The sequence below is a fragment of the Brevibacillus fortis genome (assembly GCF_003013395.1).
Taxonomy (GTDB): Bacteria; Bacillota; Bacilli; order Brevibacillales; family Brevibacillaceae; genus Brevibacillus; species Brevibacillus fortis.
The window spans coordinates 39,682-63,449 of record NZ_PXZM01000041.1 but is presented as its reverse complement, the minus strand read 5'-3'; the positions used below and the strand labels follow the sequence as shown (position 1 = coordinate 63,449).

General features: G+C 47.7%; 21 protein-coding genes and 1 riboswitch. Of the genes, 5 read left to right on the top strand and 16 right to left on the bottom strand.

The annotated features are described in order from the left end of the window. Nucleotides 1–72: 72 nt before the first annotated feature. The 4 genes from C7R93_RS24250 to C7R93_RS24235 all read right to left on the bottom strand — a co-directional run bounded on the left by C7R93_RS24250 (nt 73) and on the right by C7R93_RS24235 (nt 4,464). On the bottom strand, nt 73–885 hold the full coding sequence (locus tag C7R93_RS24250) for an ABC transporter ATP-binding protein (protein ID WP_106841222.1): 813 nt from the start codon (nt 883–885) through the stop codon (nt 73–75). Next, the gene (locus C7R93_RS24245) at nt 882–1,940 is read right to left on the bottom strand and encodes a FecCD family ABC transporter permease (protein ID WP_167402501.1); all 1,059 of its coding nucleotides are present in this window, start codon (nt 1,938–1,940) and stop codon (nt 882–884) included. Before C7R93_RS24245 ends, C7R93_RS24250 begins: the two co-directional genes overlap by 4 nt. A gap of 24 nt (nt 1,941–1,964) precedes the next feature. Then, nucleotides 1,965–2,984 (bottom strand): ABC transporter substrate-binding protein, encoded by a 1,020-nt coding sequence (locus tag C7R93_RS24240; protein ID WP_106841221.1) that lies wholly within the window; start codon nt 2,982–2,984, stop codon nt 1,965–1,967. 172 nt (nt 2,985–3,156) lie between these two features. Then, a riboswitch (cobalamin riboswitch) is annotated at nt 3,157–3,356 on the bottom strand. A 16-nt stretch (nt 3,357–3,372) separates the two neighbouring features. After that, nucleotides 3,373–4,464 carry a M24 family metallopeptidase gene (locus tag C7R93_RS24235; RefSeq protein WP_244191648.1) on the bottom strand — a complete coding sequence of 364 codons (1,092 nt, stop codon included), beginning with the start codon at nt 4,462–4,464 and terminating at the stop codon, nt 3,373–3,375. 124 nt (nt 4,465–4,588) lie between these two features. Between C7R93_RS24235 and C7R93_RS24230 the strand changes: the two genes are divergently transcribed. After that, nucleotides 4,589–5,359, top strand: a complete 771-nt coding sequence (locus tag C7R93_RS24230) for an alpha/beta fold hydrolase (RefSeq protein WP_106841220.1) — start codon at nt 4,589–4,591, stop codon at nt 5,357–5,359. Between the two features lie 56 nt (nt 5,360–5,415). Here the strand turns inward: C7R93_RS24230 and C7R93_RS24225 are convergent, their stop codons facing one another. The 8 genes from C7R93_RS24225 to gpr all read right to left on the bottom strand — a co-directional run bounded on the left by C7R93_RS24225 (nt 5,416) and on the right by gpr (nt 14,230). Continuing rightward, nucleotides 5,416–6,321, bottom strand: coding sequence for an ABC transporter permease (locus C7R93_RS24225; protein WP_106841219.1), 906 nt, complete (start codon nt 6,319–6,321; stop codon nt 5,416–5,418). Nucleotides 6,322–6,337: 16 nt separating this feature from the next. After that, nucleotides 6,338–7,348, bottom strand: coding sequence for an ABC transporter permease (locus C7R93_RS24220; RefSeq protein WP_106841218.1), 1,011 nt, complete (start codon nt 7,346–7,348; stop codon nt 6,338–6,340). A gap of 92 nt (nt 7,349–7,440) precedes the next feature. Next, nucleotides 7,441–9,096: an ABC transporter substrate-binding protein gene (locus C7R93_RS24215; protein WP_106841217.1), complete on the bottom strand. Its 1,656-nt coding sequence runs from the start codon at nt 9,094–9,096 to the stop codon at nt 7,441–7,443. Nucleotides 9,097–9,224: 128 nt separating this feature from the next. After that, entirely contained in the window at nt 9,225–10,196 is a 972-nt protein-coding gene (locus C7R93_RS24210) for an ABC transporter ATP-binding protein (protein WP_106841216.1), read from the bottom strand. A gap of 18 nt (nt 10,197–10,214) precedes the next feature. Continuing rightward, a complete protein-coding gene (locus C7R93_RS24205; RefSeq protein ID WP_106841215.1) occupies nt 10,215–11,183 on the bottom strand; it encodes an ABC transporter ATP-binding protein in 969 nt (322 codons plus the stop codon). 313 nt (nt 11,184–11,496) lie between these two features. Further along, entirely contained in the window at nt 11,497–11,805 is a 309-nt protein-coding gene (locus C7R93_RS24200) for a YqxA family protein (protein ID WP_007727739.1), read from the bottom strand. 5 nt (nt 11,806–11,810) lie between these two features. After that, a complete protein-coding gene (gene spoIIP, locus C7R93_RS24195) occupies nt 11,811–12,989 on the bottom strand; it encodes a stage II sporulation protein P (protein ID WP_106841214.1) in 1,179 nt (392 codons plus the stop codon). Between the two features lie 140 nt (nt 12,990–13,129). Further along, entirely contained in the window at nt 13,130–14,230 is a 1,101-nt protein-coding gene (gpr, locus tag C7R93_RS24190) for a GPR endopeptidase (protein WP_106841213.1), read from the bottom strand. A gap of 176 nt (nt 14,231–14,406) precedes the next feature. Here gpr and rpsT point away from each other — a divergent pair, with 176 nt between their 5' ends. Next, entirely contained in the window at nt 14,407–14,682 is a 276-nt protein-coding gene (gene rpsT / locus C7R93_RS24185) for a 30S ribosomal protein S20 (protein ID WP_106841212.1), read from the top strand. Between the two features lie 64 nt (nt 14,683–14,746). On the opposite strand, the gene holA is transcribed toward rpsT, so the two are convergent. The 4 genes from holA to C7R93_RS24165 all read right to left on the bottom strand — a co-directional run bounded on the left by holA (nt 14,747) and on the right by C7R93_RS24165 (nt 19,857). Continuing rightward, on the bottom strand, nt 14,747–15,784 hold the full coding sequence (gene holA, locus C7R93_RS24180; RefSeq protein WP_106841211.1) for a DNA polymerase III subunit delta: 1,038 nt from the start codon (nt 15,782–15,784) through the stop codon (nt 14,747–14,749). A 241-nt stretch (nt 15,785–16,025) separates the two neighbouring features. Then, entirely contained in the window at nt 16,026–16,883 is an 858-nt protein-coding gene (locus C7R93_RS24175) for an anti-sigma factor family protein (protein WP_106841210.1), read from the bottom strand. Continuing rightward, entirely contained in the window at nt 16,883–17,428 is a 546-nt protein-coding gene (locus C7R93_RS24170) for an RNA polymerase sigma factor (protein WP_106841209.1), read from the bottom strand. Before C7R93_RS24170 ends, C7R93_RS24175 begins: the two co-directional genes overlap by 1 nt. A 53-nt stretch (nt 17,429–17,481) precedes the next feature. Beyond that, on the bottom strand, nt 17,482–19,857 hold the full coding sequence (locus tag C7R93_RS24165) for a DNA internalization-related competence protein ComEC/Rec2 (protein WP_244191647.1): 2,376 nt from the start codon (nt 19,855–19,857) through the stop codon (nt 17,482–17,484). Between the two features lie 233 nt (nt 19,858–20,090). Between C7R93_RS24165 and asnB the strand changes: the two genes are divergently transcribed. The 3 genes from asnB to comER all read left to right on the top strand — a co-directional run bounded on the left by asnB (nt 20,091) and on the right by comER (nt 23,761). Then, nucleotides 20,091–22,016 (top strand): asparagine synthase (glutamine-hydrolyzing), encoded by a 1,926-nt coding sequence (gene asnB, locus C7R93_RS24160; protein WP_106841207.1) that lies wholly within the window; start codon nt 20,091–20,093, stop codon nt 22,014–22,016. 119 nt (nt 22,017–22,135) lie between these two features. Beyond that, the gene (locus tag C7R93_RS30985; protein ID WP_106841206.1) at nt 22,136–22,852 is read left to right on the top strand and encodes a helix-hairpin-helix domain-containing protein; all 717 of its coding nucleotides are present in this window, start codon (nt 22,136–22,138) and stop codon (nt 22,850–22,852) included. 75 nt (nt 22,853–22,927) lie between these two features. Beyond that, nucleotides 22,928–23,761: a late competence protein ComER gene (gene comER, locus C7R93_RS24150; RefSeq protein WP_106841205.1), complete on the top strand. Its 834-nt coding sequence runs from the start codon at nt 22,928–22,930 to the stop codon at nt 23,759–23,761. Nucleotides 23,762–23,768: the final 7 nt, after the last annotated feature.

Here is a 23,768-nt window from a genome sequence, read left to right as displayed (position 1 = left end):
CTAACCCTTTTTGTCAACACCCCCACTAGGCATCCCCTTTATAAAAATCAAAGAAACTCAGCATCGCCACTATCAGTTGGTCCCACTCATTATCTTCTGGATAGATGGCTTCACACGGCTTGCTTCCGAGTAGAAATACACATGTTTTTTTCCTGTAATAGGATGGGTCGTCACTTCTGTCTCTACGCCGAAAACATCCCGAATCAGATTGGGTGTCAAGACTTCTTCGGGAGTCCCTGACGTAACGATTTCCCCCTCACCGATCACGTACAGACGATCACAGTACATCGCAGCGATATTGAGATCATGCAACGAGGACAGGACCGTAATCCCCAACGTTTTGACCAGATCCATGACCTGCAACTGGTATCGAACATCCAAATGATTCGTCGGTTCATCCAGGACAAGAAACTGGGCTTGCTGCACCAATGCTCTGGCAATCAGCACTCGCTGCTTCTCCCCGCCTGATAAGCTGAAAAAGCTGCGATCGGCGTATGTATGCATCCCTACCCGTTGTAGTGCTTCTTCACAAATCCGAAAGTCTTCTGCGTTATCAGACTGAAATAGCCGTTTATGTGGAGCACGTCCCATATTCACGATCTCCGTGACAGAAAAATCGAATTCAACCGAGGACTCCTGCCGAACTGCCGCCATTCGCTGAGCGTTTTGACGCGAGGTTAGCTTGTATACATCGTCACCATCGAGCGAAATCCATCCCGAGCGTGGCTTCAGTACGCGATAAATGCTTTTTAACAATGTGGACTTCCCACTGCCATTCGGCCCGATCAGCCCCACAAACTCACCGGAGCGCACCTCCAGACTAACGTTGCGCAGGATTCCCTTTTTTTCCAGCTCGACCGATATATTCTCAACCAGTAAATTCATCGTCCGCTACCTCCAAAGGAATAAGAACTCCGCAGCATCAGCCAGATAAAGAAAGGCCCTCCACACAGCGCTGTCAAAATACCAATCGGCAGCTCTTCCGGTGCAAATGCGAGCCTGGCGACTACATCAACCCAGATGAGAAATATCGCGCCAAACAAAGCGCTGACAGGCAGAACACGTCGGTGATCTGACCCGACCATCACACGGACAATATGGGGCATCATTAATCCGACAAAACCGATTGATCCCGCGATAGAAACGATTACTCCCGTAAGCAAGGCCGTGATCACGAGGAGAAACTTGCGGAACTGCACTGTATTTACCCCCAGTGTCCCTGCTGATTCCTCGCCCATCAGCATCGCATTTAGCGAACGATACTGGGCCATTAATACAATCAGACAAATAACCACAATCAACGAAGGAATGGTCAGATACTCCCATTTACCGCCAGCCAGACTGCCACTTAACCAGAACAGGACGGTACCAATCCCGTGTTCATTCGGCGCCGAAAAAACAAGGAGACTGGTGATGGCCGACAAGATCGCAGATATGGCAATTCCAGCCATAAGCAGCCGTACTGTTGAATTTTGCCCACCGATACGGGATAGCGTAAAAATGAGAATAATCGACACAAGCGAGCCCGTAAAAGCACCAAAGGATAGCGCGTACTGCCCGTACATACTAAATGCGCCGAATATAATGACCGAGGTAGCTCCAACCGAAGCACCTGAAGAAACACCTAACACGTACGGGTCCGCCAGGGAGTTGCGTACCAAGGATTGGATCGCTACTCCCACGACAGATAGACCTGCACCTACAATCGCTCCCAAGAGCACACGCGGAAAGCGAATATCCCAAATGATAGTCTGCTCGCCTTTGGACCAGTCTACCTCAATCCATTGGGTGAACATCGGGATTTTGGACAAAGCAATTTTCCATACGGTGGTCGGTTTGATCTCAACCGATCCCAATGTAATTGCAAACGTAATCGAAAGAAAGAGCCCGACCAGTAACGTAATAATGATATAGGGTAATTTGATCTGCTGCAGTGCCATTCCCTCCCTTAAAAGGGGCGTACTTTATTTGAAGTTCTCCGGATAGAGACCTTCCGCCAAAATTTTCAGCGCAATCGGTGCTCGAACGCCCTCAGAAGCAGCAGACAATGGCAATACGATCAGGTGTTGATTTTTAATAGCCGGTATATCTGCTAATTCCTTTTTGTTCAAAAGATAATTGCGTTTTTGATCAACTGTTCTGTCACCGTAGTCTACGATAATAATAACGTCTGGATTGCGACTCAATACTTCTTCCCAGCTAACTTCTGCCCAACCCTTTTGAATGTCGTCAAAAATATTTTTGCCACCCGCTGTTTTGATTAAGGACGTCATGTAATTGTTTGCTGCTGTGAAAGGCTTGTCTTCCCCATTGTCGTACACGAACACCTTGAGCGGCTTTTCCACTTTCCCTATTTTACTAATCGTTTGATCCATTTCATTCTTCATTTTGTTGATCAAATCGTTGGCTTTGTCTTCCACACGGAAAATGCGTCCAATGTTCGTAATGTCCGCAAATACATCGTCGATTGTCGGGCCAGGCATGCTAGATGACGTTTGTAGATACGATTTGATGCCGACCTTTTCCAAATCCTGCATCGATCCTACGCCCTTTTCACCGAATCCGCTTTTCCATCCGGCGTACACGAAGTCTGGGTTCGCTGCCAACAGCACTTCTTTGGTTGGATACTTGTCAGAAAGTACCGGAACTTTGTCGTAATCCGCTTTTAACTCTGGAAGGATTTGATCGTCTAGGTAAGCGGTTCCGACCATTTTATCAGCAAGGCCCAATGCCAGCATGATTTCGGTGACGTGTTGGTTCAATGTCACTGCACGCTCGGGTGCTTTTGGATAGGTCATTTCGATGCCATTATTAACGAGTGTTACAGGCTTGCTCTCTACTGCTGGTGCAGCCGTTTGTTCTGTTTGGGCTGGAGCCGGTGTTGGCGTAGTGGAGCCGCATGCCGAAACCAAAAGCATGGCAGCTGTCATGATACCGAGTCCTAGTCCTTTCATAACGGAATTTGTCTTGTTTGTCTTAAACATCTGTAATCCCCTTTTCTTTATGTAAATTGTGAAGTGAAACCAAATGCTCCCACAAAAAAAGCACCCCCCATTTCCAATCGGGAGGTGCATGACAAATGCAGGTATAGCTATAGGAGAGCACAAACGCGCCCTTTATAGACTACTTCCACATCTGCCCCATCCTCGTGGGTCGATTGTATATGATCGCATGGCAGGTCTCCTGGCTTACGGATCAACACCCCCAGCTACCTTCCCGTTTTTTGTCTCGCAAAAAACAGTGGCTATTCGCTAGGCGCTCCTCGTTACAGTGGCGGGACCGCGCCGGTTTCTCACCGGACTTCCCTTTTAAGCTGATGGCATATACCATCCAGCACCATTCGATACTTATTCAATTGTTGCGATTCATCTGTCAGTTGATAGAAGTCAGTTTTTTCGGGAACTGCGTCAAAATTTCAACGCCCGTTTCTGTAACCAATACATCGTCTTCAATCCGTACGCCGCCTATACCTGGCAGATAGATGCCCGGCTCGATCGTAAAGACCATCCCTGAACGGAGTACTTCTTGGTTCTGGCTGTGAACAGATGGATATTCATGGACATCCATGCCAAGTCCATGCCCAAGACGGTGCATGAAGTATTCTCCGTAACCTTTTGCAGCAATGACATCACGAGCGGTTTTATCCAAATGCGCAAAAGTCACACCCGGACGAATCTCAGCAATCGCCGCTTCGTTTGCAGCCAATACCGTTTCGTAAATTTCTTGCAGCTGGGTACTGATTTCGCCTACAGCAAAGGTACGAGTAATATCGGATACATATCCGTTCGCTGCTACCCCGATATCAAACAAAAGCAAGTCGCCTTCTTGAACCTGGCGCGTTCCTGGTTTTCCGTGTGGCAGTGCCGACTTCTCCCCTGCCAATACCATGGACGTAAAGGATGGACCTTCCGCACCTAAGCGCTTCATCTGGAATTCCAGCTCAGCTACGATTTCTGTCTCGGTCATGCCTGTCTTGACTTTTTTCAGGGTCTCCCGCAAGGAATCCTCGACCAATTGAACGGCATGCTTCAAACGATCTACTTCATCTGCGGATTTGATCAAACGCATTTCACGCAGCGGCTCTTCTACATCCACATAGCTCGACGCCAGAACAACTTGTCCAAGTGCTTCATAGCGCTCGACAGTCATATGACTTTTCTCAATGCCGAGCTTCGTCAAGTTCGCTGGCAACACTTGCTTGAGGATTTCATACGGGTTTTGGATATCTGTATGTGTATGGATATCTTGAACGAACGAAGCCTCTGCTGCCGCCTCACGATCAAGAGCAGGTACAATTAAAGCAGGTTTTCCCTCAGCAGGAATAACGAGACCCATAAAACGTTCATGCGGGTCTGTAAAAAATCCGGTCAAATAGTAGACGTGCTTGGGAGAGGTAATCAACACCGCGTTCAGCTCTTGCTCTGTCAAAAACGTGTGGAGCTTCGATATGCGCTCTTGAAACAACTTCTTCACCCTGCTTTCACGAATTATTCTATTGCGAGAATACCACTTCCCCATCAAAAAAAGAAGAGTTCAGTTGAAAAATCTACCTCGATTCGGACAACCTAAGGGTGGGGTGAAACAGAAAATGGAACAAATACTCGTCCATCAGGATGGCAAGCAGTTTGCTTTTCACATTTCGGGAAAAGGCACACCGTTATTGTGTATCCATGCGCCATGTATCGGCTCTGTCAATTTTGTTTATCAGCAAACTCTCGCGGATACGTATCAGCTCATTGTCCCTGATTTGCCTGGACATGGCGACAGTTCCCCGATGGAGAAGCCCTATACCATTGGAGAAATGGCAGAACAGCTCCATAAGCTGATCCCGTCGCTCGGCATTGAGCGTCCCTTTATTTTGGGGTACTCCCAAGGAGCTTCTATCGCTCTTGAATATTGTCTTCGTTATCCGGATCATGTACAAGGCGGCATACTCGTGAGCGGTTTTTCCGAAGTGAATGATCTGTATTTACATGGACGATTTTGGATGGGGCAGGCATTGTCGATGCTTCACGGAGTCCCCCTTCTTGCCCGTTCGATTGCTTCCTCACATGTCGATGACCCAGAATTGCGGGCGAAATGGACGCTGCACGGTTCCAAAACAGATCCCGCCAGCCTGAAATACCTGTACGCTGCCGGACATCGTTATCAATGTACGGGGCGTCTGGGCAACATCCAGCTTCCGATTTTACTTGCCTATGGCGAACAAGATCAACGGATGCACCATTATGCGCAGATGCTTACCATGAAATTGCCAAAAGTAAAACTCGAGATGATCCCTAACGTGAAGCATCAAATCATCACGAAAGCTGCTCCTACTTTCAATCAGTTGTGTCGCACCTTCATGGAAGAAGGCTAACTAATAAAAGACAGAAGGACGGTACCTCTAGCCCCTTCTGTCTTTTTGCAATTTGACTAGCTCTTCATCCGCGGATCGAGTGCATCGCGCAAGCCGTCCCCGATTAAGTTAAAGCCGAGAACAGTCAGCATGATAGAGAGCCCTGGAAAAATAACGGTCCATGGTGCTTTCTGAATGTACTGACGTGAATCAGCGAGCATTTTTCCCCATTCCGGTTCTGGTGCTTGTGCTCCCAGTCCAAGAAAACCAAGTGCTGCTGCTTCAATAATCGCTGTTGCGATCCCCATCGTCCCGGTCACAATGATAGGTGCGAGGCTGTTCGGCAAAATATGCTGCATGATAATCCGGGAATCTTTCATCCCGATTGCCCGTGCGGCCATGACGAATTCTTCTTCCTTCAAGCTCAATACGCGTGCGCGTACCAAGCGTCCAAATGTCGGAATGTTAATGATGGCAATCGCAATCAAGGCGTTTTGCAAGGAAGGCCCCAAGATGGCAACAACGGCAATCGCCAGAAGAATGCTTGGAAAGGCAAGCATAATATCAAAGATACGCGAAATGATCGTATCGATCCACCTGCCATAGTATCCTGCCATAAGACCGAGCAAGGTCCCTGCGAGAACGGAGCCAATGACAGAGAACGTCCCTACCCACAAGGAGATTTGTGCCCCATAAATCACACGACTGAACACATCGCGACCATTGTAATCTGTCCCAAACCAATGCTCTTCGGAAGGTGGCTTGTTTTTCATCACGAGCTTGCCTTCGTCGTACGGATACGGGGCAATCCATGGTGCTAAAACCGCCACAGCAATGAAAAACAAAATAATCCCGAAGCCCACCAATGCCAGCTTGTTTTTACGTAGCGTCCTCCATGCATCCTTCCAAGGAGAGACTACTTCTTCTTGCTTCACTTTTAAAGGTACTGCCTGATCTCGTGGTTGTAATTGTGGTTGTGCCATGTCTCTTCGTCCCTCCTTAGCGATATTTGATACGCGGATCGATATAGGCGTACAGAAGGTCGACCAAGAGATTGATCAGAACGAAAATCGTCGCGATCACAAGGATACCGGATTGGATAACCGGATAGTCACGGTTTCCAATGGCGGTCACAATATAACGACCGACACCTGGCCATCCGAAGATTGTCTCTGTCAAAACTGCTCCACCCAACAGCAACCCTGTTTGCAAACCAATTACCGTCAAGACAGGGATCATCGCATTTTTCAGAGCATGCTTGTACACGACCCAAAACTGGGCCAGCCCTTTTGCACGAGCGGTTCTGACATAGTCGGCACGCATGACTTCCAGCATGCTCGAACGAGTAATGCGTGCAATGATCGCCATCGGGATCGTACCTAACGCGATCCCTGGCAGGATCAAATGCTTGATGACTTCCCATAGCTGATCCCAACGACCAGCGATCATCGTGTCCAGTATATTAAAGTGCGTAATGGCCTCTACGGGATTACGCGAATTGTCGCGACCAACTGATGGCAGCCATTTCAGTTCTTGGGCAAACACCCATTGCTCCATCAAACCTAGCCAAAAAATTGGCATGGATACACCAACCAATGCGATCAACATCGCACAGTAGTCAAACCAGGAGTTTTGCTTCCACGCAGAAAGAATCCCTGCATTTACACCGATAAACACCGCAATCAGCATACTCACAATTGTAAGTTCAGTCGTCGCCGCCAAATAAGGCATGATTTCATCTGAAATTGGCGCATTCGTTTGCAATGATTCCCCAAGATTCCCGCTCAAAATATTTTTCATGTAATCGAAATACTGTATGTACCACGGATTATTCAAACCCAATGCTTCTCGTATGTCTGCAATCGCTTGTGGTGTCGCCTTTTCTCCCAAAATCGTTAAAGCCGGATCACCAGGGATGGCACGAATAATGGAAAAAACGATGATTGACATGCCCACTAAGACAGGAATGAGCATTAAAATTCTTCGAATGCTGTAAGCTAGCAATGCCATCTCCTCGCCTTCCTGCATAAAATAATCGCTTAATAATGAAAGGAGGGTAAGAAGAGGTATGCACTCCTCTTACCCTTTTGCTATCAACCAGCTTACTTGAAATCTACCTTTTCCAAACTTTCAGTTCCTTTTGGATGCGGGTTGTAATCTACGATATTTGCTTTTCCTGCCAATGCTGGCGTAGAGTGTGCCAGCGGAACCATCGGCACGTCTTTGAAGATGATCTCTTGTACTTGTTTGTACAGTTTTTCACGCTCAGCTTGCACTGGAGTGGATTGAGCTTTCATCATCAATTGAGAAGCTTCATCGTTTGCCCAGCGTGTATAGTTGTTGCTGCCGATGCTGTTTTTGTCGAGCAATACAGCCAGGAAGTTGTCAGGGTCACCGTTGTCACCCGTCCAACCAAGCATGAACATTTCTTGCTCACCCAAGCGAGTCTTTTCCAAATAAGTTGCCCATTCCATCGTCACGATCTCAGCATCAATCCCGATTTTCTTCAGGTCTTGCTGGATTGCTTCTGCAATCTTCACACCTTCTGGCATGTAAGGACGCGGAACTGGCATTGCCCAGAACTTGATTTTGAAACCGTTTGGATGTCCTGCTTCTGCGAGCAATTGTTTTGCTTTATCGAGATTGAACTCACGATCTTTAATGTCGTTGTTATGTCCCCACATGGTTTTTGGCATTGGGTTGACTGCCGGTTGTCCAACGCCATCGAAGAAGGCTGTTACGATTTCAGGTTTGTTAATCGCATAGGCAATGGCTTCACGAACTTTTGGATTGTCGAGTGGCTTTTTCTCTACGTTAAAGCCAATGTATCCAATGTTATTGGTAGGACGAAGGAAGAGTTGCAGGTCTTTGTTGTCTTTTACTGCCGGCATATCATCTGTGTTCAGACCATCCATCAAGTCGATCTCACCAGACGCCAAAGCAGTCAGACGTGCCGTGTTTTCAGGAATGACCTTGAACACGAGTTTATCCAGCTTGGGATATCCTTTGCTCCAGTAATCAGGGTTTTTCTCGAGTGTGATCGTGTCGTTGCGCTTCCACTCTACGAATTTGAAAGGTCCTGTACCAATTGGGTGCTCATTGAATTTTTTAACATCCTTTTTCAATGCTTCAGGAGAACCAATCGCGAAAGGAGACATCGCAAGGTTAGCAAGGAATGGAGCCAATGGACGAGTCAAGGTGAATTTTACAGTGGTTGGATCGACTGCTTCCACAGATTTGATGACATGATTCGCGTCACCCTTATATCCACCGAATTGGCTGATGTAATACTCGAAGCCCTCTGGTGAATGTTGTGGATGACTCTTGTCACTCCAGCGTTCAAAGTTGTATTTGACCGCCTCTGCATTAAAATCAGTTCCATCATGGAATTTCACGCCTGATCTTAGTGTAAGGGTATAAACGAGACCATCAGGAGATACTTCCCACTTTTCAGCCAATGATGGAGCCAGCTCTGTTGAGCCATCGGCGAAGCCAATCAAAGTATCCATGACGTTCTCAGTTACTTTGAATGTTTCACCATCTGTTTGGGTGATTGGGTCAAGCCCCTTTGTGTCTGCACCGCGACCGACGATTAACTGCTTCGGTCCAGTTTTTGCAGGCTCAGCTGCAGGTGCCGGAGTTTCTGTCTTTGGTTGTTCTGCCGGCGCTTGTGTCGTTGGAGTGCTAGCGCATCCAGCAATCAGCATGGCCAGGGCCACTAGGCTGGTCATGGTTGCGGAGAGAACTCTCTTCTTCATGAAAACATCCCCCTTTTTCTAATAATGTTCGCATGTTCCTTTTTGGTAGATGGTCGATACAATACCTATTGCTTTGCATCCCCCCTTTACAAGACTTCCTATTCGGCAGGCAGACTCCCTTTTGTCGATTAGGACTTGTATAAGTGACAAGCAACAAAGTGTCCGTCGCCTGCGTCCATAAATTCTGGTCGCACAGTACGGCACTCCTCTGTTACATGGGGGCACCTCGTATGGAATGTACAGCCACTTGGAGGTTTTGCAGGGCTCGGCACATCTCCCTGGAGGATGACTCTTTCTCGTACCGCATCAGGATCCGGCGAAGGTACCGCCGACAGTAGTGCTTTCGTGTATGGATGAAGCGGATTGGAATACAATTGGCTACTCGTCGTCAGCTCGACAATTCTGCCAAGGTACATCACGCCTACCCGATCACTGATGTGCCGCACTACACTCAAATCGTGAGCAATGAACAAGTATGTAAGGCCGAACTCGCGTTGCAAATCCTGCATGAGATTGAGCACTTGCGACTGAATGGATACGTCCAGTGCAGACACAGGCTCATCCGCAACGATCAATTTGGGCTTGAGCATCAGCGCTCTCGCAATGCCGATCCGCTGTCTCTGTCCTCCGCTGAATTGATGTGGATAGCGGCTCGCGTGATAACTGCTCAGACCAACGATCTCCAGCATTTCCTGCACGCGCTTTTTTCGCTCTGCCGAAGAACCCAAACCATGTACAATCAAGGGCTCTTCCAAAATTTTTTCAATATTATGTCTAGGGTTAAGCGAAGCAAACGGGTCCTGAAAGACAATTTGCATGTCACGTCTCATCTTTCTCATCGCATCTGTGGAAAGCGACATGACATCTATCCCGTCAAAGTTAATTGCACCGGAGGTTGGTTCAATCAGTCGCAGCAAGGAACGACCTGTGGTTGACTTTCCGCAGCCACTCTCGCCTACCAGCCCCAATGTTTCTCCACTCTTAACGGTAAACGATACATCATCTACTGCCTTTACTACACCTACTTCCCCTCCAAGAACACCGCCTGTGATTGGGTAGTATTTTTTCAAATTTTTTACGATCAGAAGATCTTCAGCCACCTGCATGCTCCTCTCGGGTTATTCGGTCAGCCAGCAGCGGGAAAGGTGATTGTCCCCTACTACTTTTAGTTCTGGCATCTCACTGCGGCATCTGTCTGATACCTTATCGCATCTAGGTGCAAAACGGCATCCGACAGTAAGCGAACCCGGAATCGGGACGTTGCCTGGAATCGAATAGAGACGCTCCTGTGATCCTTCCAGCTTCGGCAACGAATTCAGCAAGCCGATCGTATAAGGATGCTTCGGACTTTTTAAAATGGTACGGACATCGCCTTGTTCAATCACGTTGCCCGCGTACATCACCACGACGCGGTGACACATTTCCGCAACGACCCCAAGATCGTGGGTAATGAGTAGGATTGCTGTGTCTGCTTCCCGGTTGAGTTGGCGCATCAGGTCCAAAATCTGCGCTTGAATCGTCACGTCGAGCGCCGTAGTCGGCTCGTCTGCAATCAATAGCTCTGGATTGCATGCCATGGCCATCGCAATCATGACGCGTTGTCGCATGCCCCCCGAAAGCTGGTGCGGATATTCATCGACGATGGCTTCTGCTCGAGGAATTCCGACTTTTTTCAACATCTCAATTGCCCGTGCTCTTGCTTCCTTTTTGCTCGCCTTCGTATGTAATCGGACTGATTCTCCTATCTGGTCTCCAATCGTAAACACCGGATTTAAAGACGTCATCGGCTCCTGAAAGATCATCGCAATTTCATTTCCGCGGATGTCTCTCATTCGCTTTTCGTCAACAGATACGAGGTCCTCCCCCTTGAATTTAATCGAGCCTCCCACGATTTTCCCTGGGGGATTGGGTACTAGCTTCATAACGGATAGGGAGGTAACGCTCTTTCCGCAGCCGGATTCACCTACGATACCGACTACTTCTCCTTTTTGTACCGTGATCGTCACGCCATCAACGGCAGGGATTTGGCCGCGGTCCGTGAAAAAGTGCGTTTGCAGGTTTTCGATTTGTAGGACAGGATGTGACACGTGGCTCACCTCTCTCACCGATATATACTTCCAAAATAGACCTATCAGTAGACATTATGCCATTTATTCAATTTTTTCGCAACACAATAAATTCAAACTATTATCTCTATACTGACTAAAAAGAATATTTTCTTCACGCTTGGAAATTATGTAAATGAATTTTATGATAGCCCTTTCATTGTAGATGTAGCCTCACTTGCACAGTTTAAGCCAATTGAATAGAACATCCGTGGGCGCATGCAAAAGACCCGCTAGTACGGGTCTTTTGTCACTGGGGCTTTCTGCACCCCTTCTTTTTGCGCGTAAACCATTTTCACGGTTCAAAGAAACTCCCTACCCAATCGACAAAACTCTGCGCCCCACTTTTAATGCTTCCGCCCAAAGTCAAACCGATCCGACTGACGTAGTTGACCATTTCCTTCGGGTTGGCTGTCTGAACCTGTTTGCCCATTACCGCGATCTCCACTTGCCCTTGATCCACTTTTTTGATGGAAAAGGTTTGAGCCTGCCCTTCAGGCACTCCACTCACCTTGGATATTCCACGCTCAGCCGTTTGCAATCCCAAGACCACCCCGACCAGCAAGATGATTAACAATCCAGTCAGCTTCATCGTCACGTTCATGCCCGTCACCTCTTTGCAGGCTCGTCAGAAACTGTTTTGCCTACTTTTTCAGCTTGCTGATAATAGGCCGCGAAAACATCAGCCAATGCTTCTGCCGTATTTATGCTTTCCTGCACGCTGTTTTCCGTACCACCTATTTCTATTAACAGGCTTCCCGGGGAGAGGGACTGATTATACTCGCCGTGATCCGTTTTTGCGCCTTTTTCCATCACGCCACGGGAAAGCTCCGGGTACATTTTTTCCATCAGCTCATGAAGCTCCGTCGCAAATGCTTCATTTTTCTCGTAGCTTTTGTTTCTTTTTCCGATGACGAACAATATTCTACCGTACGTTTTTCCCTTGATCGTGACCGTCGTACGTTCGCGTGGCGCTGTGTCTCGGTGGAGATCGAAAAAGTAGTACAGTTCTTTGTTTTTCTCCGTTGCTCCTTTGACCACTTGCAGAGATTCCGCGTAGGAGAAGGAGTAATGCACTTTTTTGTTCAACAGCTGCTGATAGATGTCGTCGGTGCTCACGTCCGAACCAATTCCTCTGTCATTCAACGCTTCTGATAAATGCTTGCTGATTAACGATATATTTCTCGTAGGATGATCGACGGAGGTTCCCACTGGCTTCGTCTCACTAAACCACGATTCCCGATTGTGCGAGTTGTAGACGTAAACGATTTTTTTACCGTTCGTGATTGAATTGGGTACAGGAGCTGGCTTCGTTTCGCCCGACTTCGTGGCGTCCTCTGGCTTTGGCTCTACGATCGGAACAACTTGCGAATGATCCGCTACCTGTCTCGGATGTGCGGGATACTCCAAATAAAAATCTGCGAGAGAAGCTCCTTTTCCCTGTACGACAAACCTGGCATCTTCGGTCGTCACCATCCCTGGGAGCTCCCTGCCTAGCAAGCTGCGCAAGTCTCCCGGTTGTATATTCGTTGCCAAGCGAAAGAGAAAACCCGTTACGCTATTCGTGCGATCATCAGCCTGTGCTTGCACCGTTTCGGACAAAACCGGAATTTCTTGCCCCATCCACCCCAAAATCGCCAGACTGGAAATATGCGAAGCGGCCTGTTGTATAGCGGAGGAAGAAATTGCGATTCGGTTCCCGCCTAACGAAAGCACTCCTGTCATGACAAACAGGAAGGCGGTTATAAAGGAAAGAACAACGAATTGGCGTTGAATGAGGGTCGCCATCTGTCTCACTCCTCTAGCTGTAGCATGGTTGCACGTCGGGAGAACTTCCCCTCGTGCTTGTCTATGCTTTAGCTTATGAGGCTCATAGAGACGATAGAACCCTTTTCTAGCTTTTCTCTCTCACTCTAGCTTTTCACGGCTTAGTGGGTATACGAGCCGCTATTTTCTTCATTTACAGCACTGTGTAAGGCGCGATTCAGCCCTGTTGCGATCACATTCGCTACGCCTTCAATGAAATCGTCCACTTCTTTTGGGGTGACGACCAGATCCTGTCCCAGCGGTCGGAGGACCTCATGAATCAATTGCCGTTTCTCTTCTTCTGGCAGTGAACCTACCAATCCCATGAATGTCTTGCGTGATTCCATGTCGGGCATGTCCTCTTCCGAATACGGTTCCTTGCGCTCTGGCAAAGTACTTAATGCCAGCTTGTTAAACGCCCGCTTACTCTCTACCATCGATTGTCCAAAATGCCCCAGCAAATACGTAATCGCATCATTTACTATCGTGGAGGCAAAAACGACCGTAGGCACTCCTATCGCAATCACCGGCACACCAAGTGTCGCCTGATCAATCGCTTTGCGCTTGTTTCCAACCCCAGATCCGGGATGAATCCCTGTGTCCGATATTTGAATGGTCGTGTTGACCCGATGCAGAGCTCGGGACGCAAGCGCATCAATACAAATGACAAAATCGGGTTTGCTTTTTTCCACGACTCCAAAAATGATCTCACTTGTTTCAATACCCGTAATCCCAAGGACACCCGGTGATAGCGCACTGACTTCCCGATACCCTTCTCCAACGGTTTCAGGCGCCAGCGTGTACAGATGGCGTGTAATCAACAGATTTTCCACGACCATCGGCCCCAACGCATCCGGGGTCACATTCCAGTTGCCGAGACCAACGACGAGAGCCTTTTTGTCCTCGGTGATTCCTAGTTGTTTGAGGAACATCGCAAATTCTAAGGAGAATCGCTTCGCCACCTGCTCCTCGATTGATGTATCATTATCCCGCAGCTTAGGCACTTCAATCGTTAGGTAATGCCCCGGAAGCTTGCCGATTTCCTTCCCCGCTTCCTCAGATTCCACATGTACTCTCGTTACTTTTATATTGGGCTCGCTGTCGTCAGCTTGCAGCCAAACGCCCTCAATGCTGCTCTGGTTTTGCTGTTGGGCAAGCTCATGTGCCTCCAAGGCAAGATCCGTACGAATCGAATAGCCTGACAAATCGATGTTATGTGCCATGTTCATCAGCTCCTGTCATTCAATGTAAAAAAGTACTGACCATTTTGTTCCTGCTACTAGCTTGCTTGAATCCTTCATTTTTATTCCGAATCCTTTCTTGCAAATGGGTTCGCCCCATGCTAGAATTACTTTGTTGTATGACTGTATGTCTATGGTCGTCTAAGGAGGTGACACACATGCCAAACATTAAATCCGCGATTAAACGCACCAAAACAATCGAAAAGCGACGCGCACACCGTGCTTCTCAAAAGTCTGATCTGCGTACTTCCATCAAGAACTTTGAGAAAGCTGTCGCTGCTTCCGATGTAGCATTGGCGAATTCTACTCTTCTGGTGGCTGTGAAAAAGCTGGACAAGGCCGCTTCGAAAGGTCTCATTCATAAAAACGCAGCAAACCGTCAAAAGTCTCGTTTGATGAAAAAGCTTAACGTTCTGAGCGCTCCTGTAGCGTAAGAGACCAAGCGCAAAAAACCCCGCGAACATCTTTGTTCTAGGGGTTTTTTACTGTAAAAAAACGTCACGACCGTTTTGATCGTTCGTCGTGTGCACGTGCAACGAATAATTCGAGGGCGAGACGCTTGTCCACCTGCCCTGACTTCATACGAAAATCTTCTTCCGCCAGAATGCCCAGCAGTTTTTTCAACGACTCCTCGGAAAAATGAAGCGCTTGTTCCATTGCTTTTTTCACCGCGTAGGGATGCATTTTTATCATTCCTGCCATCTGTTGCTGTGAATAACCGCGCGGAGCTAATTGCTTGACATGCAACAGCATGCGGAACTGCCTCGCCAAGAGAGCCAGCAGCTTGATCGGCTCCTCTCCTGTTTTCATGCAGTCGTACATCATCCTGAGTGCCTTGTCCAATCGCCCTGAAGCTACCTGTTCGATCAGCGCGAATACGTCCTGCTCCAGCGTACGTGCACCGAGGAGCTCAATGACGTCCTCCGTGATCGTTTCTCCCGCCCCGACAAACAGAGCCATCTTTTCGATTTCCTTGTCCAGAAGACGCAGCTCGGCGCCCACTCGCTCCACAAGCTTCATGGCTTGCTGACGATTGATCTTCGCCTCGTACTTACCCGCTTGTCGCTCTATCCAGCCGTACAAATCTCCGTCCTTTAACAACGGAAAAGGCATCACTTTTGCTTTTTGCTGAAGCGTTTTGACCAGCTTTTTTCGTTCATCGAGCTTGTCAGCTTCTGTATGTAGAATAAGTGTGGTATAGGAAGGCGGGTTTTGCAAATAATCGAGCAGAGCATCCGGGTCACTTTCTACCTTAGTCGAAGGCTTACTTCCCGTTAAAAAGTAGGCTTGTCTGGCAATCACCAATCGATGCTCACCCAAAAACGGCAAGGTTTCCGCATCCTGCAGGATTTCACTCAATCCCGTTTCGGTACAATCATACACACTCATATTCAGATCCGTAAATTCTGGATCAATCATTTCTTTACGAGCCAACGCCAAAAAATCTTCGGCCAGAAAAGACTCCGGACCGTATAAGACGTAGATCGGCGAGAATTGTTTTTGCCTTATTTCGCGAATAGCCGATAGGAGTGGCATACGTTTTCTCCCCTTTCCTTCTTCTTACCTGCGTTATTATAGCACATGTTGATCAGAGCAAAGCGAAAAAAAACCGCCACCAGTGAATCGGTAGCGGTTTTTTCATCCGTTGGCACCTCTATGTAAACGTTTAGGGAAAAGCCCCGGGATTCCTCCTCCCCAAACGGTAAGCAGGGGGTGCTTGATAATGTACTATACGCAAAATCCCCGCAAGCGGTGCCGGTCCATACGTGGAAAAAAGTTAGTCATTATCTTTATCTTTTTTCTTCTCTTTATTTTTTCTCTTGTCTTTCTCCTCTTGCTTGTCCCCGCCGTCGTCCTTATCGTCATTAGCAGGTTCTTTGTCTTCTCTGTCCGGATTTTCGTCCAGTCCGATCGGCCATCCCGATGGTTGATCATCTGTAATTACTGGAGTTGGAGGTACAGCTTTCTTTGGTGGCGGTGTCGGATTCGTTTTCTTCGGTGGCGGTGTTTGCTTTTTAACGGTCTTAGCCGGTGGCTTTTTACTCTTCGTCTGAGTAGCCGCTCCAGAAGTCTTTTTTGACTTGTCCTCGTCCTCTTTTGAATTCGATGGTATTGGATTAGTGCTTGAAGGAGTAGGATCTTTTGGATCAACGTTTTTGGGTTGTTCCGCGACCGCTGGCGTCATGTCCGTTCCGTTCTGGAACGAATCGACGTCATGTTTCTTACCATCACCGCCTGAAAACAACATGCCAACCAATAAGCTAGCAGCGACGGCCGTACTACCAAGACTAGCCGTCCATACTTTCATCCGCTTCCACTTTTTTGTTTCCGGCAGCGAAGACGACTCGCGCTTAACTTCCAGAGTGGGCAGGATTTCCTCGTTCACCGTAGATTTCACCGCAGCAGGCTTTGCAGCGGCTGATTCCAGCTTCGGCAGAATAGAATCTACGATGCTGAACGGAGGTACGACAGGGGGCAGATGTTCTAATTGTTGTGACACATCTTTCAAACGGTTGTACATAAGCTGCAGTTCAGCATCTTTTTGAATCAAACGATGGAGCGTTTGCTGCTCTGACTCCAACAGATCTCCATCCAGATCCCGCTGCATGAGTTCAAAAATCTCTTCGTTGGTCATCAACCGATCCCCCCTTTCTGGTAGTCGTACAACAGCTCCTGTAACTGTTGCCTAGCCCGAAACAAATACGACTTTACCGTGTTAAGCGGCAAATCTAATGCCTCCGCTATTTCTTGATAGGACAAATCCTCTATATAGCGGAGTACTACAACCATCCGATATTGCTTGGGCAATCTTCCGATGGCTTCCTGAATGTCATTCGACAGCCCGGTGAGAAGGATTTCTTCTTCTACGTTGTTACGATCAGGAATGATCAACTCGTGCTCGTCAATTGAGACCGTTTCCTTCTTCGCGCGAAATTTATCCATACAGACGTTGCTGACGATGCGTTGTACCCAGGTAGAGAACTTTGCTTTTTCCTGATAGGTGTCCAATTTTCGATAAATTCGAATGAGGACTTCCTGGGAGGCGTCAAGCGCGTCTTGTTCGTTCCCTAGAATATAATAAGCGCTACGGTAAACGGAGGTCTCAATGGATCGAAGCAGTTCGACTAGCGCGTCATGATCCCCGGATTGCGCCATCCTGATCAACTCTGCTTCATGCATATTCTCTTCTCCCCCCTACAGACGGTTCGCTCATTGAAAAAGTTGCAAACAGATTATGTATCCAATATTTGGGCCTGCCAATATAATCCCTCTGGTGTAATAACCAGCGTAATCGCTCCATGAGCATCAGTCCTGTAAACAACGGAACCCAATTTTTTTAAGCGATGCAGTACTTCGGACGATGGATGCCCGTACCGATTTTTCACCCCGGCAGAGATGACAGCAACTTTTGGTGCTGTGACTGCAAGGAGCTCTTCGGTGCTCGAGGTATTGCTTCCATGATGGGCTACTTTCAAAACATCCACAGAAGTCAAACCGTTTTGAACAAGCTGACTTTCCCCATCCTTTTCAATGTCACCCGTAAACAATACAGTCTTATTGAAAGCTGTCAGCTGGAGTACTACGGATGCATCATTTCCTGAGAAGGTCGATTCACCTGGATGCAGCCACTTCCACTCGATTCCCGGCCCATCTGACCAAGATTGACCCGGGAGCCCGGTTAGAATCGGAACTCCTTCTTGTTGGAAAAGCCGGACGATCTCGCCCTCCAATTTGGACGGTGCTGTTCCATTCACCAATACCTCTCCAAAAGAAAAATGAGGAACAAGCGCTTTTAATCCACCGATGTGATCCAGATCGCCATGCGTCATGACGACGCGATCGATTTCCTCGATTCCTCTCGCCATCAGAAACGGCAGAACGACATCTTTCCCCACCTCAAATGGGTCTCGCTTTTCCATCCATGGTTCAGCAGCTGGGAACCGCATTGTCCCACCCGCATCCATTAAGTATACCTTCTGATCACCAATTTCGACAACGATGGAATCCCCTTGTCCGACATCAAGGAAGGTAATTCGCACTTCTTCGACTCCAGAAAACGGCTGTCTGGCCGCGACAATTAACAAGAGAAATATAACGAAAGTAAGCATTATATCACGCTTTCGATGATAGCCCAACTTCCATGAAATGGGCAGAACAACTAGAAAGCAGGTATACAAAACAAGCCACCACCACGAAGGATGCGGCCAATAGGTGAAGGGGAGCCTCATTTTTTCAATAGCAAACAACGGGAGATGAATCCATTTCAATGATTCCGTCGAAATCCAGACAGGGATTACGGCCAAAAACGGGTGAAAGAAATCGAGGACAACCGCGATATACCCGAACGGTAGCGCTAGTACCGAGAGAATCGGTGTTACTACCAAATTAACGAGCCAGGACACAGGTGAAAACAAATGAAAATGGTAGATGAGAAACGGAAAGGAAACGAGCTGGGCCGACAAGGTGACTGCCACCAGTGTACGAATCCAAACGGGTACCCGAACAAACACATGCAAGCTGAATGGCACAAAAATAATGAGACCAAGCGTGACCGCAAAGGAAAGCTGAAAACCGACATGCCACAGCTGATACGGATTCACCATCAGCATCAGAATGAGTGCACCTGCCCAGACGTCTTTGCCGTCCAACCTCTTTCCAAATACCTGACATAGAAGACCCACACTCCCCATCAGCCCAGATCGGATCGCAGACGCGCTGGCTCCTACCAAAAGCACATACCCGATCAAAAAGAAAATGGTTACGACAAATGCCAGTCTGCGTCTGATACCAATCCGTTCCAAACACCACATAAACATGGAGCTGACCAAGGTCACGTGCAAACCGGAGATCGCGAGAATATGACTTAAACCCAAATTCGAATACATCGATTCAAGCTCAGGGTTCACCTCTTGTCCAAGACCAAGCAGCAGCGACTTCATGTAACCCGCTGTTTCTGGATCTGGAAATAATGATTCAATTCGCTTTGCACCCGAGTCCTGCCATTCTTGAAAGCTCGCCCACACGGAAAAAGCAGGTGTCATATCAACTGTTTGATAGTTTGTTTCCCCAGTCACATGGACACCTTGCCTGTACAAATAGCTGGCATAGTCGAAGGAATGAGGATTGCGCGCACGAGCTGGTAAGGATAGTCGGATCGGAGCCACAATAACACCGCCACGTCTCCATTGCTCTATTTGTGCAGCTTCCTGGAAAGAAGCAAGTTTAACACGAAGCGCGATTTTTTCGAGAGACCGATGCTCATTCTGATCACGCTGATTTTCACCCCAGGATGTTATCGTGATAAAAAATCGTGCTACATCCCCGTCCCGTCTCACGGGTGAATCAATGACACCTTCTACCCAGATCCTCTGCTCCCTTTCTGCCACTGGTTTCACTTCAGAGCTGTGGAGATTCTCGTACCCATAAAAAAAGAGGCCTGCTAGAATAGAAATCAGTGAGTAGCATGCAACGTATTTGCGGTACGTAAACGGGATCCATGCAACGAGTGCCCATGATACGCCTGTAGCCAACAGCAGCCAAGCAGGATGCAAATAGGCTGACAGAATAAGGCCGATCATCATCGCTAGGCTTGCTCTCCATACTGACACTGCAATCCCCCCGTCTTGTTCTATCCATGAAACCGTTTTGTCGAACGATAAATGGTCTCCTAAGGGAGTATATCTAACAGAATGGGGACAAAAATAGAAAAGATGAAAGGCTAATTCCCTTGTAGAATCAGCGTTTTCGAGGTCAATCACTGGCACTCATAAGAGATTGCGCTGATGGTCGATACATGATAGAGTTAGCAGGAGCAATCCAGTGAGAGGAAGAGTCATTTCTTATGTGCGGAATCGTATCACTCTATAACAAGCGGCAAAAGCCTGTTCAACAAGAAGCGATTAGTGCAATGACGGGTGTCATCCTGCACCGTGGTCCAGATGACGATGGTTTTCACCTTGAAGACAACATCGCCCTGGGCTTTCGTCGTTTAAGCATCATTGACGTGGAAGGCGGACATCAACCGCTGTTTAACGAAACACGTGACATCTGGATTATTGGTAACGGTGAAATCTACAATTACAAAGAGTTACAACAATGGTTAAAGGACATCGGTCACGTTTTCCATACCGATTCTGATATTGAAACCATCCTCCACCTTTATGAAGAGGTAGGAACAGATGCACCTAAGCATTTGCGCGGGATGTTTGGCTTTACGATCTACGACTCCCGTAAAAAACGTCTGTTTGGGGCACGCGACCATTTTGGAATCAAGCCGCTCTACTATGTCGAGACAAATGATTCAATCGGGGTTGCCAGCGAGCTTAAAAGCTTGCTGGAGTTGCCAGGATTCAAGCGTGAAGTGAATCCAACCGCTTTTTATCACTATTTGACATTCCAATATGTTCCTGATCCTGACACGATGTTTGCTGGCATTTACCGTATACCGCCTGCGCACTCGTTCATTATTGAAAACGACCAGATCAAACTCGAAAGATACTGGGATGTAGAATTCAAGCCCGATGAAAGCAAACCGTTCTCTTATTTTGTTGAGGGTACGCGCAGTGTCATGCTTGAATCTGTCGACAAACACCGGATTAGCGAAGTTTCTCGTGGAGCCTTCCTATCTAGTGGTGTTGACTCTAGCAGTATCGTTGGTATGCTGCGTACTTTCGAGCCAGTCAAATCTTTTTCTGTCGGCTCGGATATTCCTGGATACAGCGAACTCGATTATGCAAAGCGAACCGCCGCGTATTTGGGATCAGAGCATTTCGAGCGCGTGATAAACGCCAAGCAGTACATGGATGAATTGCCACGACTCATCTGGCATCAGGACGAACCGGTAGCGGACCCATCTGCTATTCTGCTCTATTTCGTAGCGCAGATGGCGAGTGAACACGTAACCGTCGTATTGTCCGGTGAAGGTGCAGATGAATTTTTTGGCGGATACAATATTTACAGAGAGCCTCATTCTCTCAAAATGTTTTCCGGGATGCCTGGCTGGATGCGCCAATCCATCGGATACATGGCAGAACGCCTCCCCGACCAGGTAAAAGGGAAAAACTTCCTCATCCGCGGATCGAAAACGGTTGAGCAACGCTTCTTCGGAAACGCACTGATTTTCAGTGAAGAGATGAAAAAGCGTGTCGTCATGGATGATATTACCCGCTCGGAATCGTACGTATCTCCTTTCTCCATTACAGAAGAGATTTACAAACGCGCTTCCGAATATGACGATGTGACCAAGATGCAGTACTTGGATATTCACACTTGGCTCAGAGGCAACATTTTGATGAAGGCTGACAAGATGACGATGGCCAATTCTTTGGAGCTGCGTGTGCCATTCATTGATCTGAAGGTATTTGAATTCGCCGCTACCATTCCAACGAAGTACAAAATTGCCAACGGCACGACCAAGCACGTGCTTCGGGAAGCGATGAAAGACTTCCTACCACCTGAGATCCAAACGAGAAAGAAGCTGGGCTTCCCTGTTCCGACTCGTCATTGGCTCAAAAACGAATTTTACAAATGGGCAAAAGAGATCATTTTCGAATCCAAGGTGGATAATTTGATCAATAAGGCCTATGTGCTTTACATGCTCGATGAACACCGCGAAGGCAATGCCGATTACAGTCGCAAAATCTGGACGATCCTGGTCTTCATGCTGTGGCATCAAATCTTCATTGAGCAAAAGCATAATTTCGAGCCTTATGTCAGCCCGAATGTAGAACTTCGCCGCAAAAAAAATTCGCTGCTGCATATCGGCTAACAGCGAAAACGCGATAAATAGATTTGCAGACCCTCTCTTACTTTTCGTAGCATCGTTGATAGAGAACAAGTTCTCTCTATGAACGTATCGCTATGTGAAGGACGGGAGGGCTTTTTGTTATGGTGCTGGAATGGTGGGAGCGTTATCGTCGTTTTATCTTGCTAACTGCGGCTGTTCTATTTGTCGGTTGTAGCTATTGGCTATATCAACGCGACCAATCGCATAAGACTGATGAACTACCATTGCATTCTCCTGCTTATGCAGCATCGAATTTGGAAACAAAAGAACTGAAAGAAGATTCAGCAGCTGCTCAACCTGCCAAGCCTGTAAAATCGATACCGGAAAGAGATCAGGATAAAGAGAAGAATAAGGAAGCACTCCCCCCTCCGCTCTATGTCGATGTAAAAGGGCAAGTGAAAAATCCCGGTTTATACCAATTTGAACCAGGTACGCGTGTCGCAAATGCCATCGAAAAAGCAGGAGGAGCACTGCCTGATGCCGACCTTGTACAGATCAATTTGGCAGAGCCGCTCACAGATGGATCTGCTGTTGTCATACCGCCAAAAGGGGTAAAGCCCCCCGTCTCTACATCCATTGGACTTGTACAATCTGCTGCCCGCGTATCGGCCACTGGTGCCTCCACAGCCATTAATCTCAACACGGCAACTGTAGAAGAGCTCATGAGCCTTCCCGGGATTGGAGAAGCACGTGCCAAAGCAATCGTGGATTACCGGTCAAAACAAGGGCCTTTTCGTTCAGCGGATGACCTGAAACAGATTGAAGGAATTGGCGAGAAGATGTTCTCACGGATAAAGGATCGGCTGATCGTACAATGAGTTACTCAGCATCCGGTCATGATCATAGGCACTCCTACATAGAATGGGAAAAGAATATTGGAGGGAGGTATGCCCATGAATAGAATCGGGTTCATTGGTACGGGCAGCATGGGCAGTATCTTGATTGAATCATTACTGTCAGCCAAGGCGCTGACTCCTGGTCATGTCACTATCAGCAACAGAACCCCAGCAAAGGCGCAGCAACTAGCAGAAAAACATCCCGGGCTCATTGTCGCGCCCAGCAATGCCGATCTGGTCAAAGAAACGACAACGATCGTGCTGTGCGTCAAGCCACTGGAATATAGCGTGATGCTCGAACAAATTGCTCCTGCCTTAACGCCAGACCACTTATTGATTACGATCACCAGTCCGATCAAGCTTGCGGATTTAGAATCTCAAGTTCCATGCGCGGTTGCCAGAGTCGTTCCTTCTATAACAAATGCCGTAATGAGTGGTGTCAGCTTATGTGAATTTGGATCACGCATCCAAGAGGAGCAACGTCAAATTATACGTAGCCTGTTTGCCCATATTAGCTCCCCTATTGAGATTTCGGAGCCTTTTTTACGAATTACTTCTGACATTGTCAGTTGCGGGCCAGCGTTTATTAGCTATATTTTGCAGCAAATGATTCACGAAGCTGTTGAAGAAACTGGCATTTCCGAAGATGCTGCTACCTACATGACCACGCAAATGCTAATTGGGATCGCAGATCTTTTACGCGAAGAAGCTTTCACCCTTCCTACTCTACAAAAGAGGGTCTGCGTGCCCGGTGGAATTACTGGGGAAGGACTGATTCCTTTGCAAGACGGTATTCCTGGTCTTTTCGCCCAAGTATTTCGTCGTACACAAGCAAAGTTTGCCGAGGATCAGGAACTGGTTGCACGAAATTTGAACAATCAGCCACTTTAGCGCAAGA

Excerpts from the sequence above, each read along its gene's own strand:
- C7R93_RS24250 (WP_106841222.1), bottom strand. The coding sequence starts at position 885 with ATGAATTTACTGGTTGAGAATATATCGGTCGAGCTGGAAAAAAAGGGA.
- C7R93_RS24245 (WP_167402501.1), bottom strand. The coding sequence starts at position 1,940 with ATGGCACTGCAGCAGATCAAATTACCCTATATCATTATTACGTTACTG.
- C7R93_RS24240 (WP_106841221.1), bottom strand. The coding sequence starts at position 2,984 with ATGTTTAAGACAAACAAGACAAATTCCGTTATGAAAGGACTAGGACTC.
- C7R93_RS24230 (WP_106841220.1), top strand. The coding sequence starts at position 4,589 with ATGGAACAAATACTCGTCCATCAGGATGGCAAGCAGTTTGCTTTTCAC.
- C7R93_RS24225 (WP_106841219.1), bottom strand. The coding sequence starts at position 6,321 with ATGGCACAACCACAATTACAACCACGAGATCAGGCAGTACCTTTAAAA.
- C7R93_RS24220 (WP_106841218.1), bottom strand. The coding sequence starts at position 7,348 with ATGGCATTGCTAGCTTACAGCATTCGAAGAATTTTAATGCTCATTCCT.
- C7R93_RS24215 (WP_106841217.1), bottom strand. The coding sequence starts at position 9,096 with ATGAAGAAGAGAGTTCTCTCCGCAACCATGACCAGCCTAGTGGCCCTG.
- C7R93_RS24200 (WP_007727739.1), bottom strand. The coding sequence starts at position 11,805 with ATGAACGTGACGATGAAGCTGACTGGATTGTTAATCATCTTGCTGGTC.
- spoIIP (WP_106841214.1), bottom strand. The coding sequence starts at position 12,989 with ATGGCGACCCTCATTCAACGCCAATTCGTTGTTCTTTCCTTTATAACC.
- gpr (WP_106841213.1), bottom strand. The coding sequence starts at position 14,230 with ATGGCACATAACATCGATTTGTCAGGCTATTCGATTCGTACGGATCTT.
- rpsT (WP_106841212.1), top strand. The coding sequence starts at position 14,407 with ATGCCAAACATTAAATCCGCGATTAAACGCACCAAAACAATCGAAAAG.
- holA (WP_106841211.1), bottom strand. The coding sequence starts at position 15,784 with ATGCCACTCCTATCGGCTATTCGCGAAATAAGGCAAAAACAATTCTCG.
- C7R93_RS24175 (WP_106841210.1), bottom strand. The coding sequence starts at position 16,883 with ATGACCAACGAAGAGATTTTTGAACTCATGCAGCGGGATCTGGATGGA.
- C7R93_RS24170 (WP_106841209.1), bottom strand. The coding sequence starts at position 17,428 with ATGCATGAAGCAGAGTTGATCAGGATGGCGCAATCCGGGGATCATGAC.
- asnB (WP_106841207.1), top strand. The coding sequence starts at position 20,091 with ATGTGCGGAATCGTATCACTCTATAACAAGCGGCAAAAGCCTGTTCAA.
- C7R93_RS30985 (WP_106841206.1), top strand. The coding sequence starts at position 22,136 with ATGGTGCTGGAATGGTGGGAGCGTTATCGTCGTTTTATCTTGCTAACT.
- comER (WP_106841205.1), top strand. The coding sequence starts at position 22,928 with ATGAATAGAATCGGGTTCATTGGTACGGGCAGCATGGGCAGTATCTTG.